The 13160-nt window shown below is 71.5% G+C and carries 10 protein-coding genes; 5 read left to right on the plus strand and 5 right to left on the minus strand.

What is annotated here, in order from left to right; translation table 11 throughout:
• Nucleotides 1–138 precede the first annotated feature (138 nt).
• Complete coding sequence (locus tag H9624_RS01770; protein ID WP_251838191.1) at nt 139–2697, plus strand: hypothetical protein; 2559 nt, start codon at nt 139–141, stop codon at nt 2695–2697.
• 18 nt (nt 2698–2715) lie between these two features.
• Here H9624_RS01770 and ppk2 read toward each other — a convergent pair whose 3' ends face one another.
• From ppk2 to H9624_RS01785, 3 genes are read right to left on the minus strand one after another with little or no spacing between them, the layout of a single operon-like run.
• On the minus strand, nt 2716–3588 hold the full coding sequence (gene ppk2 / locus H9624_RS01775; protein ID WP_251838192.1) for a polyphosphate kinase 2: 873 nt from the start codon (nt 3586–3588) through the stop codon (nt 2716–2718).
• A 49-nt stretch (nt 3589–3637) separates the two neighbouring features.
• The gene (locus tag H9624_RS01780; RefSeq protein ID WP_251838193.1) at nt 3638–3988 is read right to left on the minus strand and encodes a hypothetical protein; all 351 of its coding nucleotides are present in this window, start codon (nt 3986–3988) and stop codon (nt 3638–3640) included.
• A 48-nt stretch (nt 3989–4036) separates the two neighbouring features.
• Nucleotides 4037–5587 (minus strand): molybdopterin-dependent oxidoreductase, encoded by a 1551-nt coding sequence (locus tag H9624_RS01785; RefSeq protein WP_251838194.1) that lies wholly within the window; start codon nt 5585–5587, stop codon nt 4037–4039.
• 120 nt (nt 5588–5707) lie between these two features.
• On the opposite strand from H9624_RS01785, the gene H9624_RS01790 reads away from it, so the two are divergent.
• From H9624_RS01790 to H9624_RS01800, 3 genes are all read left to right on the plus strand, one after another.
• Nucleotides 5708–6334, plus strand: coding sequence for a TetR/AcrR family transcriptional regulator (locus H9624_RS01790; RefSeq protein WP_251838195.1), 627 nt, complete (start codon nt 5708–5710; stop codon nt 6332–6334).
• Nucleotides 6331–7977, plus strand: coding sequence for an MDR family MFS transporter (locus H9624_RS01795; RefSeq protein WP_251838196.1), 1647 nt, complete (start codon nt 6331–6333; stop codon nt 7975–7977). Before H9624_RS01790 ends, H9624_RS01795 begins: the two co-directional genes overlap by 4 nt.
• A gap of 94 nt (nt 7978–8071) precedes the next feature.
• Entirely contained in the window at nt 8072–9217 is a 1146-nt protein-coding gene (locus H9624_RS01800) for a DNA alkylation repair protein (protein ID WP_251838197.1), read from the plus strand.
• Between the two features lie 111 nt (nt 9218–9328).
• Here H9624_RS01800 and H9624_RS01805 read toward each other — a convergent pair whose 3' ends face one another.
• A complete protein-coding gene (locus tag H9624_RS01805) occupies nt 9329–11305 on the minus strand; it encodes a serine hydrolase (RefSeq protein ID WP_251838198.1) in 1977 nt (658 codons plus the stop codon).
• Nucleotides 11306–11381: 76 nt separating this feature from the next.
• Complete coding sequence (locus H9624_RS01810; protein ID WP_251838199.1) at nt 11382–11867, minus strand: GNAT family N-acetyltransferase; 486 nt, start codon at nt 11865–11867, stop codon at nt 11382–11384.
• 89 nt (nt 11868–11956) lie between these two features.
• Here H9624_RS01810 and H9624_RS01815 point away from each other — a divergent pair, with 89 nt between their 5' ends.
• Nucleotides 11957–13156, plus strand: a complete 1200-nt coding sequence (locus tag H9624_RS01815; RefSeq protein WP_251838200.1) for a pyridoxal phosphate-dependent aminotransferase — start codon at nt 11957–11959, stop codon at nt 13154–13156.
• The last annotated feature ends 4 nt before the right edge of the window (nt 13157–13160 follow it).

A 13160-nucleotide genomic window follows, 5' to 3' on the forward strand; every position in this document is an offset into this window, starting at 1 on the left:
CTCCCTCGACGAGCAGCGTGGCACGCTCACGCTGTCGGTGGCCGTCCGGTCGGCCCGCACGACCGGGCACACCCGACTGCCCGATCGTGCGCTCGTCCGCGCCTTGCCAGGCCCGGCCCGCAGCGGACACTGGAACTCGTGCGACCCCAGGGTCTGCGCCAGGTCGGTGCCGGTGCCGCGTCGACGAAGTTAGGGCGGCGGCGCGGTAGCGGCACCGCGGGCGAGGTCACGCCGTCGAGGCCCCACGGCACGTTCCGCACGGACCGGCTCGACCCGCCGACGGTGCTGGCGATGCAGCGCACCGCTGGGAACCTGGCCGTCGTCGGCCTTCTCACCCGTTCCCGACGGCGCCGCCCACCACCGCGGCGGGTGCAGCGCGCGCCGCTGGACCCCAAGCAGGACCCCAAGGGCTACACCCAGCCACAGGGCGTGAAGAACGTCGCCGGAAGCGGGACGACGCGGCGCGTGGTCACCGTTCCCGGGTTCGGCGTCACCGGCGGGTTCAAGGCCGAGTACACCCACCGGAAGAAGGACGCGAAGACCGGGGAGCTCGTCGAGGTCAGGACGCCGAGCGCCGAGCGGCGGATGACCGAGCAGTCGCCGGACAACACGGCCGTCGTCGTCATGCCGGACGTCCTCGACAAGAACCGGCCCGTCCGGGTGGTGCTGCACTTCCACGGTTTCGGCTTCCGGGGCGGCACCGACCCGCACGCGGGGTACGCCGTCGCCTCGGGCAAGTCCAAGGACCCCGCCCACGGAGCGCTCGGCACCGTCCGCGACGTCGACCAGGAGCACTGGTCCCAGCAGATCGGCGCGGTGAACACCGCTCGGGGCGCGTCCGGCCCGCAGACCGTCGCCGTCCTCGCCCAGGGCCGCGGCCGGTCGGAGTTCGGCAAGGTCCCGACCTTCCCGTACGTCCGCGCCGTGCTCGACGCCGTCCCGGAGCTGGCCGGGGTGAGTGACTTCTCGCTCGTCGTGTCGGGCCACAGCGGCGGCGGGTCGACGCAGGTCGCGGGGAAGGTGGCGGACCTGCGCGACGCGGCGCCACCACCCGCGAGCGGCACGGCACCGACGCGACCCTCCGACGTCGTCGTCATGTTCGACGCCGAAGGGGTCCTCTCGGTGATGTCGTGGGTGGTGGGGAAGGTGGGGGAGCTGGCTGCCGGACTCAAGGCCGACCCGGCCGGTGGGCAGCGGCTCATCGACGAGTCCCCGAAGTTCCGGGGCTACTTCGCCGAGTGGGGCGGTTACCGCACCCCGTACGTCACCGCGAACAGGATGCTCAAGCGCGCGCTCGCGACGGTGCCGGACCAGTGGACCCTCGCGGGCTCGCCCGGCCCGGGCACCAAGGTCGAGGACCTGTTCCGCATCGTCGCCGTCCCGGGCGTGCGGCATGAGACGGTGATCTCCAAGACCGGTCCAGCGACCGAGGGGGCGCTGGCCGACGCACTGACGGCGTCGACGTCACCGACGAGCGACCGCGCCCAGGCGCTCCCGTGGGACGCGAAGACCGTCCCGGAACTCAAGGCGGCGAAGCCGAAGAAGAAGGCTCCCGCCGTCCAGCCGCTGGCCGTCCAGCGTGACGACCCTGCGACGGCACCACCCGCGCCCGCCGCGGTCGCGCCCAAGCCGAAGGCGACGACGTGGAAGGCGAGCGACGCGGCGTCGGACTACGCGCTGACGACGGAGGACACCACCCTGCTCGCCTCGCAGACGGCCGCCGAGCGCGCCGCGGACCGGGCGGCATTCGGCAAGAGGCAGCAGGACCGGATCGTCGAGCTGACGAAGGCGGCGAAGAAGCGCGCCCTCACCCCGGAGGAGACGACGGAGCTGGCGGGCCTCCAGGCCCTCAGGACGAAGGTCGAGAACGCCAACCGCGCGCTGCGGCGCACGGACGTCGAGCAGATCCTCGACGACGCCGGCTTCACCGTCGCCGGGTGGTACGGGGACATCCAGAAGGGGAGCTTCCTCGGTGTCCCGGCCCGGGTGCACAAGTCGCTCGCGGAGCGGCTCACCCAGGCGGAGACCGCGCTCGTCGGGGACGCGGCGATCAACCCGGACGGTGCCGATGCGAAGACCCTGGGCACCACCCTCGGCATGTACGGGACCGCCAGCGACCTCCGCGCCCCGAAGAACGCCGTCGGCGGGTCGAGCCTGAGCCTGCACACCTTCGGCCTGGCGGTCGACCTCAACTACAAGGGCAACCCCTTCCTCGGCAACCAGGGGAAGACGGCGCCCGACGTCGTCGCCCGGGCCACGTCCCTGGTGAACGGCGCCGCCGTCGACGTCCTCACCGACCTCGGCGACGCGCAGGCCTCCTTCACCGCTCTCAAGGCGGCCAACGACGCGCTCAAGACCTACTTCTCCTACCGCGAGGCCGCGAACCGGCCGCTGCTCGACGCCAAGCTCACCGGCCGTACAGCCGCCGCGGGGGAGCCGGCCGACGCCACCGGGTGGATCAAGGTCATCGAGCAGGACTACGTCGCGCTCAAGGACAAGGGCGACTTCAAGAAGCACAAGCCGCCGGAGGAGGGCTTCCTCGACCTCGACGAGCGGGTGGTCATGGCGCTCGTGGGCGCCGGGCTCACGTGGGGCGGGACGTACAAGACGGCGAAGGACATCATGCACGTCGACCTGCGTGAGGGCGACGGCGGGAAGGTCAACAAGGCGCGGATCAAGCACACCGACAGCACGTAGGGGATGCGGGCGGCGCAGCTACTTGCGCGCGGGGTCGTCCACGAGGGATGACGCCCAGTCCGGCACGTAGGAGGAGACCTCGATCGGCGGTCGCTGGTAGCCGGTGCCTGGCGGACGCTTGGGCAGCGTGACCTTCTCCTCGCGCGGCACGTCCTCGTAGGGCAGCGAGGAGAGCAGGTGGTGGATCATGTTGAGTCGCGCCTGCTTCTTCGAGTCCGAGGCGACGTGGTACCAGGGCGCGACCGGCGTGTCGGTGTGGACCATCATCTCGTCCTTGGCCCGGGAGAAGTCCTCCCAGCGGGTGATCGACTCGAGGTCGATGGGGGAGAGCTTCCACTGGCGCAGCGGGTCGTGCAGGCGCTTGCGGAAGCGCTCGAGCTGGACGTCGTCGGAGACGGAGAACCAGTACTTGCGCAGGTGGATGCCGTCCTCGATGAGCATCTGCTCGAAGATCGGGCACTGGCGCAGGAAACGCTTGTGCTCCTCGGGGGTGCAGAAGCCCATGACCTTCTCGACGCCGGCGCGGTTGTACCAGGACCGGTCGAACAGGACGATCTCGCCGGCTGCCGGCAGGTGCTGGATGTAGCGCTGGAAGTACCACTGCCCGCGCTCGCGCTCGGTCGGCGCGGGCAGGGCGGCGATGCGGGCGGTGCGCGGGGACAGGTACTCGGTGATGCGCTTGATCGTGCCGCCCTTCCCCGCGGCGTCCCGGCCCTCGAAGATGACGACGACGCGCGCGCCCGTCTCCTTCACCCACGCCTGGAGCTTCCCGAGCTCGCCCTGCAGGCGGTAGAGCTCGGCCTCGTAGACCTTGTTCGGGATCTTCGTCGTGGTGAACCCGGCGGCCTCGGGGCTGATGTCGCTGGCGTCCGTCTTCGTTGATCTGGCCATGGGGAGAGTGTGCCGCTGATTGGTACGGGGCAACACCCGGACGAGCCTGCTACGACCAGTTCCGGTGGGCGAACACCAGGTCCCGCTCTGAAGGCGCGTCGCCATCGAAGTCAGACCCGACCTCGCCGGTCGATGCGTTGACCACAAGGCTCGCGAGTGACGGCTCTCCCCTGCGGAAGCAGTCCTCCGAGACGAGGTCGAGAAGCCAGCCCATGCCTTGCGTGAGGTAGGGCAGCGCAAGTTCGTTGCGCAGCTCGCCGTACGTCATCGTCTCTCGAGTGCGCGCGGCCTCGATCAACCGATCGCGCACGCGAGGCAGGCAGTCGAACGCCGTGGCGGTCACCGTCACCGTCCGGCCCTTCATCGGGACCTTCTCACCCTTGCGGAGCATGAGACTCATGCGCGCAATCATCGTGCTCCGCTTGGCCGGAGACCAAGCTCGGCCCTGTTACTGCCGTGCCCGAACATCCACATCCACCGAGTGCCACCCGCTGGCCCCGTCCGGCGCGGGCGAGGTGAAGCGCTCGGTCTGGACCTCCCCGTCCCCGTCGGTCGCACGGACGGTGAGCGTGTGCTCGCCGGGCTCGGCGTCCCACTCGAGCATCCACATTCGCCACGAGTCGACGGTGGGCTCGGCGGCCAGCGTGGCCGGCTGCCACTCGCCGTCGTCCACGCGCACCTCGACGGCGGAGATGCCGCGGTGCTGGGCCCACGCGACCCCGGCGATCACGGTCGGCCCGGCGTCGATCGGTCCGCGGCGGGGGACGTCGATGCGGGACGCGGTCTTGATCGGGCCGCGCTCGGACCAGCCGCGCGGCGTCCAGTAGCCCTCGTCCCGCGCGAAGCTCGTCACCTCGAGATCGACCACCCACTTCGTCGCCGACACGTACCCGTACAGCCCCGGCACGACCATCCGCACCGGGAAGCCGTGCTGGGCAGGCAGCGGCTCGCCGTTCATCCCGACGGCGAGGAGCGAGTTGCGGTCGTCGGTGAGCGCCTCGAGCGGGGTGCCGGCCGTCCAGCCGTCGGCGCTCGTCGAGAGCACCATGTCCGCCTCGGGGAGCGGGCGTGCGCGGGCGAGGAGCTCGCGCACCGGCCACCCCGTCCACACGGCGTTGCCGGCGAGGTTCCCACCCACGTAGTTCGACACGCACGCGAGCGTCACGAGCGCCTCGACCATCGGCTGGTCGAGCAGCTCGGCCATGTCGATCTCGACCTCCTGCTCCACCAGTCCGTGCACCCGCAGCCGCCACGTCGCGGGGTCCACCTGCGGGACGGTGAGCGCGGTGTCGATGCGGTAGAAGTCGTCGTTGGGCGTGCGGTAGGTCGTCTGGCCGGGCACGCCCTGGTCCGCGGCGGCGGGGACGGTCACCGGCGCGGCGACGCGGGGCACGACGAACGCGTCACGGGCTGCGCGTACCGCCTCGCCGGCGCCGCTGAGGACGCGGCCGGCGACGATGCCGAGCACGCCCAGCACAGCGAGCGCCCCGCCGCCGACGAGCACCGAGCGGCGGGTGAGATCACCGGGCATCTCGACCTCCGCCGTCGCCGTCGTGAGGTCGCGGTTGAACCAGGCGAGGACGAGGGCGCCGACGACGATGCCGGCCATGGTCGGCAGGGCGTCGGTCGCCGCCGCGCCGGGCCGGCTGAGCACGGCCGCGACTCCGAGGATCCCGATGAGCGTGAACGTCACGAGTCCGGCGGCCAGCATCCAGCGGGCGAGCAGGCCGATGCCCGCGCACGCGGCGAGGAGCACGAGGCCCATGCCGACGAACAGGGCGGTCTTGTCCGAGGTCCCGAACGTCGCGACGGCGAAGTCCTTGAGCCACGGCGGGGTGAGGTCGACGAAGGCGTCGGCGACGGCGAGCAGCGGCGACGGCGTCCCCTCGACCGTGGTGAGGCGGGTGAGCAGCCCCGCGAGCAGCTCCGCGACGCCGAGCGTCACCGCCCCCGCGGCCAGTCCGGCCAGCGCGGCCGCACCTCGCGGGGTGAGCGTCACCACACCATGGTCCCACCCCGCGGGGAAGTTCCGCGTGAGACAGGCCTGCGTGGGGGCGACCTCGGTGCAGGCGCGCCCATGCAGTTGTGCACAACTTGCAGTAGTGCAAACACGGTCGGTATGTCCATTGACCCACCCGGCTCCCTGCGCGAGCGCCGGAAGGCCGAGACCTGGCTGGCGATCCACGACGCCGCCGCGACCCTGGCCCTCGAGCGGGGGTTGGAGAACGCGACCGTGGAGGCCACCGCAGAGGCGGCAGGCATCTCACCGCGGACCTTCTTCAACTACTTCGCCACCAAGGACGACGCCGTGCTCGGGGTGCGCACGCCCACCCTCGACCGGGCGCTGCTCGACGGGTTCTCCCTCGACGGTGACCTGCTCGGTCAGGTCACGCGCCTCCTGCTGGAGGTGTTCCGCAGCGCTCTCGACGGGCCGGACCGGGTACGCCGCCACGAGCTCCTCGCGAAGTACCCGCACCTCGCCCGGCGACGCAAGGAGCTGACGGTCGAGGCCGAGGACCTCGTGCGGCAGGCGCTCACCGACCTGCTTGCGCAGGACCCGTCGTGGACGGCGGGGATCGACGGGCACTCGGTGGACGAGGTGGCGCGGATGCTCGTCATGCTCGCCGGCGTCCCGCTGCGCTCGATCGTCACGTCGCCCGATCGCGACGCCGGGGCCCGCATCCGGCCCGAGGACGTCGACGCGTCCCTCTCGCTCCTGCACGAACTCACCAGAAAGATCTCATGACCGCCACCACCACCCGCCGGGCCGACACTGGCTCCGGCACCCCGCACGTCGGCCTCCTCTTCGGTGGGCTCATGCTGGTCATGCTGCTCGCCTCGTTGAACCAGACGGTGCTCAGCACGGCGATGCCCACGATCGTCGGCGAGCTCGACGGCGTGACGCACATGCTGTGGGTCATCACCGCCTACATCCTCGCCTCGACGATCATGATGCCGATCTACGGCAAGCTCGGTGACCTCATCGGTCGCAGGCCGCTGCTCCTCGCGGCCATCGCACTGTTCATGGTGGGGTCCGTCGTCGGTGCGCTGGCCGGCGGCATGACGGCGCTCATCGTCGCCCGTGCCATCCAGGGCCTGGGCGGAGGCGGCCTGATCATCCTGTCCCAGGCCACCATCGCCGACGTCGTCCCGGCGCGGGAGCGCGGCAAGTACATGGGCGTCATGGGCGCCGTCTTCGCCGTCTCGTCGGTCGCCGGGCCGCTGCTCGGCGGCTGGTTCACCGAGGGGCCGGGCTGGCGCTGGGCGTTCTGGATCAACGTCCCGCTCGGGATCGCCGCCGCCGCCGGCGCCGTGTTCCTGCTCAAGCTGCCGCGCCCGCGCGGCAGGGTCCGGCTGGACATCGGCGGGATGATCCTGCTCGCCGTCGCCACCACGTGCCTCGTGCTCGCCGCCTCCTGGGGCGGCCACACCTACGCCTGGTCCGACCCTGTCATCCTCGGCCTCATCGCCGGCACGGTCGTCGCCGCGGTGACGTTCGTGGCCGTGGAGCGACGCGCCGCGGAGCCGATCCTGCCCATGCACCTGTTCGCCGAGCCCAACTTCAACTTCACCACGGTGGCCGGCCTGCTCATCGGCGTCGGCATGTTCGGTGCCATCGGCTACATGCCCACCTACCTGCAGATGACCTTCGGCGTCGACGCCACCGAGTCCGGGCTCCTCATGATCCCGATGATGGGGACGATGCTCGTCACCTCGACCGTCACGGGCCAGCTCGTCACCCGCACCGGGCGCTACAAGTGGATGCCGATCAGCGGCAGCCTCATCCTCGCCGTGGGCCTGGTGCTGCTGTCCACCCTCACCGCGGACATGGGCGTGTGGCACGTGTGCCTCTACGTCGGGGTCATCGGGCTGGGACTGGGCATGTCGATGCAGATCCTCGTGCTCGTTGTGCAGAACACCTTCCCGCTGCGCGAGGTCGGCACCGCCACGGCGTCGAACAACTACTTCCGCCAGATCGGCGCCACGCTCGGCTCGGCCCTCGTGGGCAGCATCTTCACGAGCCGGCTGGCGAGCCTGCTCGTCGAGCGGCTTCCCGCCGAGGCGGTCGAGAGCGTCGGCGGTGGTGCCGACTCCCTGACTCCCGCCATGGTCGCCGGCCTGCCGGACGCGATCCGCCAGCCCATCATCGAGTCCTACAACGACGCACTGACCCCGATCTACCTGTGGATCGCGCCCCTGGGCCTCGTCGCCGCGGTGCTGCTGTGCTTCGTCAAGGAGATGCCGCTGGCCACCAGCCTGGACGACGAGCAGGTTCCCCAGGCCGCCGTCGAGGGCAACCTCCTGGTGCAGGCCGACATGGTGGAGGAGGATGCCGAGGCCCGCGGGCCTCGTGCGGAGGCTGTCCGCGGCGGCACTGCCGACCGGTAGCTGTCACGGTGCCAGTCGCGGGCCCCGGTGACACTGGTGCCCCGCGGCGACTCCGCGCGACGCCCTGCACAGCACAACGAGATCGGAGGCCCTGATGCCGTTCGCCGACGAGATGATCGGGACGCAGACCGTCCGCGCCCTGACCGCATCGCTCGAGACGGTGCGACCCGACCTCGCGCTGACGGCGGTGCGTGCAACGGAGCAGGCGCTGGCACCGCTGTCCTTGCGTGAGCGCAGCGACCTGCTGCGGGACGCGCTGCTCGCAGACCTGCCGGGCGACTATCCCGCGCTGGCCGCGACGGTCCGCGCAGCACGCGACCGCGCCGAGTCGTTCACCGGCTGGCTCATCTGGCCCGTCACGAGCGCCGTCGTCGCCAAGGCGATCGAGGACGGCTCGGCGGGCGCGTTCGACGACGCTCTGGCCCTGATGGCGGAGCTCACCCCGCGGCTGACCGCGGAGTTCGCCATCCGCGGGCTTCTGAACCACGACCTCGACCGGGCTCTGACGATCATCCAGGGCTGGGTCGCCTCCGAGGACGAGCACGTCCGCCGGCTGGCCACGGAGGGCACTCGTCCGTTCCTGCCCTGGTCCGTGCGGGTACCGGGCATCCTGGTCGACCCCCGATCCACGCTCCCGATCCTGCACGCCCTCTACCGGGACGAGTCCGAGTACGTGCGCCGCTCGGTGGCCAACCACCTCAACGACCTGAGCCGCCGTGAGCCCGACCTGGTCGTCGAGACCGCGGCGGCCTGGCTCGGCGCTCCGGGCGACGCCGACGTGACCCAGGAGAACACCCGGAGGCTGGTGCGCCACGGCCTGCGCACCCTTGTGAAACAGGGGCATCCCGGAGCGCTCGGCCTGCTCGGGTTCACGCCGGCGGCGGTGGAGGTGACGGGACCGGTGCTGGCCACCGACGTCGTCGCGGTCGGGGAGGTGCTGACCTTCACCGCCTCCGTCCGCAACACGGGGACGGAGTCGGCCGAGCTGGCCGTGGACTACGTCATCCACCACCGCAAGGCGAACGGGTCACAGACCGACAAGACGTTCAAGCTCACCACCCGCCGACTCGCACCCGGCGAGGCCGTCGACCTCGGCAAGCAGCACTCGTTCCGTGTCATCACCACCCGGCGCTACTACACGGGGGAGCACGCACTCGAGCTCCAGGTCAACGGCGTCCGGTACGGCCGTGTGAGCTTCACCCTGACGACCCCGCCGGAGCAGGTAGCCGCGGAGGGGTGACGCCAACGGCAAGACGGGCCGGGTGTCTGCGTGTCCGACGACGTCCGGGCACACCGGAGCGGGGAGGTCCCCCCTCGACGCCTCCCCGCTCCGGTGCTGTCCCGGGCCGGCCTATTCCGCGACCGCGCCCCTCCGGCGAGCGACGGCCGTCACCGCGATGCCGGCGAGCAGGGTCGCCAGTGCGCCGGCGAGCACCGCCGTCGAGACGCCGGTGGTCGGCAGGGTGCCGCCTCCGGCGGACGGGCCCTCACCGGTGCCGCCGCCGGGCGCCTGGGTACCGCCGTCGTCGGGTGCCGTCGTCGGCTGCTGCGCGGGAGGCGTGTCGGTCGGGGCGTCCGTCGGGTGCTCCCCGTCCAGGGCCGCGAGGGCGTCGAGGTAGTCGTAGACCGCGAGCCCGATCTCCTGGACGATCGGGTTGCCGATCTCCTGGGTCTCGTCGAAGCCGCCCGAGTTCGTCACCTCGGTGAGCACGACGACGGCGGCCTCGTGACCGGGCACGAGGAAGTAGCCGACGTCGTGGGTGACGTTGCCGGTCTCCCCGGTCTTGTGGGCCACGGGCGCGTCGTTCAGCACGGCACCGAACTTCGTGTCGACCTCCTGGTCACCCATCCACGTGAGGATCTGCTCGCGGGACTCCTCGCCCAGCAGCTCGTCCCCGTACATCGCCTCGAGCAGCGCGAGGGTGTCGCCGACGTCCAGCACGTTGGCCGGCTCGTCGATGAGCTCCCCGGGGAACATCTGCCGGTTGAAGCGCATGACGTCCAGGCCGAGGTCGTCGATGAGCTCCTGCGTGGTCGGCAGGCCGATGTGGTAGAGCAGCACGTTCGTCGCCGTGTTGTCACTCTCCACGACCATGCGCCGCACGAGCTCGCCCACCGTCGTCGTGAACGGCATCTCTTCGTCCTGGAAGCTGCCCGACCCGCCGACCACCATGTACGGGGAGATCGTCACCGGCGCGTCGAGGTGGAGCAGGTCGCGCTGTGTCTGGCGCATGACGGCGGCGAGCAGCGAGAGCTTGATGACGCTCGCCGGGTTGTACGGCTCCTGCGACCCGAGCAGGACTCGGTCGCCGTCCGCGGTGAGGTCGCTGAAGCCCACGGACACGCGGACGTCCTGCGCCGCTGCCCCGTCGATGTAGGGCTGGACGATCGCCTCGACGTCGGCCGTGACGTCCCCGGTGAGGCGCGCGAAGTCGTAGACGACCCGGGCGGTCTCCTGGACGAAGACGTCGGCCTCGGCGCGCGGCAGGTCGGTGAACGACGTCGTCGTGGTGAACGCGAGCTCCCGTCCGGGCAGCAGGACGATGCCGGAGTCGTGGGACACGTCGGCGAGCTCACCGGTCTTGTTCGCCAGGTGCGGGCGGGGGATCGCCGCACCGAACTTCGTGTCGACGAGCTGGCCCCGCATGAGGTCGATGATGTGCTCGCTGGACTCCGGACTGAGGACCTCGCCCTCCCACAGCAGGGTGACGAGCTCGGTGACCTCCTCGGCGGAGATGTAGTTCTCCTGCAGGGGAGGGGAGGCCGGGTGGATCATCTTGCGGCCGAGGTACAGGTCCTCGAACCCGAGTGCGTGGACGTAGTCGTTGACGGCGTCGAACCCTCCGGCCAGGTCGATGAGGACGTTGGTGGCGGTGTTGTCGCTGACCTGGACCATGAGCTCCATAAGCTCGGCGACGGTGATGTCGAGCGGGAACTGCCCGTCCTTGAGCGTGCCTGAGCCGCCGACGATGTTGGGGTCACCGGCCGGGATCGTCACGGTCTGGTCGAGGTCGAGCTCGCCGGCGTCCACGTCGGCCATGAGCGTGGCGAGCAGCGGCAGCTTGATGATGCTCGCCGCCTTGACCTGCTCGTCCTCACCGGCCACCAGCGTCGCGCCGTCGAACCCGCCCGCGAGGTCGGTGACGGCGACGCTCAGCGTGACGCCGGACTCGGCGGCGTCGGCGACGACGGCGTCCAGCCGGCTCTCGAGGCCGTCCCAGGTCTGCAACGGCTCCGCTGATGCGGTGCCCGCCCCGGCGAGCACAAGAGCGGCTCCGACCGACGTCGCCACCAGCCCCCGTGTCGCTCGGCGTGATCCTGTGCGCATGCCCAAGGTCCTTTCGTCGTCGTGGGTTAACACGACGGAGTAAAACCGAGCGACGTTGCCGGGGTGTTGCGACCTGTTAACTCCGTGTCACTTCGGGCCCAGGCCTCAGCTGCAACGTCATGAAGGTGCTCAGCGGGTCGGGCGCGTAGTCACCGAAGGGCCCGGTCTCGAGAAAGCCGTGGCGCGCGTAGAGCCGGCGCGCGGCGGCGAAGTAGTCCATCGAGCCGGTCTCCAGGTGCACGCTCGTGAAGCCCCGCTCCCGGGCGACGGCGAGCAGGTGTGCCAGCATCGCTGAGCCCACCCCTCGCCCGCGGGCTGTCGCGACGGTACGCATCGTCTTGAGCTCGGCGGTCCCCTCTCCGAGCCCTTTGATGGCGCCGCAGCCGAGCAGGGCGCCGTCGTCGTCGCGCGCGGCGAAGAAGGTGACGTCCGGGTCGCGAAGACCCTTGTCGGTCAGCGCGTGCATGCTCTCCGGGGGCGAGGTGGCGTACATGTCCTGCAGGTGCTCGCGCAGCAGCGCCGCGACGTCCTGCGCGTCCAGGTTTCCAGGTTCGATTCGCACGGGAGCACCGTAGGACGCCGCGGTTTCGGTCGCGTTTCGCGCCGCCCCACCGGTGCGGTCTCCCGCCCAGCACGGTGTAGACAGGGAGAATGCCTCACCCGTCCCGCCGCTCCGCCGTCGCACCGTTCCAGGTCATGTCGATCCTCGACCGCGTCGCCCAGCTGCGCGCCGAGGGCCGCGACGTCATCTCGCTGTGCGCGGGGGAGCCGTCCGGCGGCGCGCCCCGTGCGGTGCGCGAGCTCGCCGCGAGCACCCACGCCGGCGGTCACGCCCTCGGGTACACCAGCGCGCTGGGCCTGCGGGAGCTGCGCGGGGCGATCGCGGGCCATTACGGGCGCTGGTACGGGCTGGACGTGTCCGCCGAGCGGGTCGCCGTCACCACCGGGTCCTCGGGCGCGTTCATGCTCACCTTCCTCGCCGCGTTCGACGCGGGGGATGTCGTCGTCCTCGCCCGTCCCGGCTACCCCGCCTACCGCAACATCCTCGACACTCTGGGGTGCCGGGTGGTGGAGGTCGACTGCGGGGTGGAGGTCGGCTTCCAGCCCACGCCCGAGCTGCTCGACGGCGTGCTCGCCGAGCACGGGCGGGTCGCGGGACTCGTCATCGCCTCGCCCGCCAACCCGACCGGCACGATGATCGGCCGCGAGCGGATGACGGCGCTCGTCGCCTGGTGCGCCGAGCACGACGTGCGCCTGGTGAGCGACGAGATCTACCACGGCATCACCTACCCGGCCGACCCCGCCGCCCCCGACGCGCGTGGGGTGTGCGCGTGGGACGTGCCCGACGCTGGCTCCGCCGTCGTCATCTCCTCCTTCTCCAAGTACTGGGGTATGACGGGGTGGCGGCTCGGGTGGGCGCTGCTGCCCCCCGACCTCGCCGGCGCCGTCGACGCGCTCGCCGGCAACGTCGCCCTGTGCCCGCCCGCCCCGGCGCAGCACGCCGCCCTCGGCGCGTTCTCCGACGCGACCTACGCCGAGGCCGACGCGCGCGTCGCCGACCTCGCCCGCACCCGCGCCGTCCTGCTCGACGACGTGCCGCGGCTCGGGTGGGGACCGGTCGCGCCCGCCGACGGGGCGTTCTACCTCTATGCCGGGCTGGGGGAGCGGCTGGGCCGGTACGCGTCCTCGGTCGAGTGGTGCGAGGCGCTGCTCGAGCAGGAGGGGGTCGCCGTCGTGCCGGGAGTGGACTTCGACGGAGCGCGCGGGCACGAGTACGTGCGCCTGTCGTTCGCGGCGGGTGCCGAGGCCGTGCGTGAGGCCGTGCGGCGGATTGAGCGGTTCCAGGAGTAGCCAG

The sequence above is a fragment of the Oceanitalea stevensii genome (genome assembly GCF_014837105.1).
GTDB classification, from domain to species: Bacteria; Actinomycetota; Actinomycetes; order Actinomycetales; family Actinomycetaceae; genus Oceanitalea; species Oceanitalea stevensii.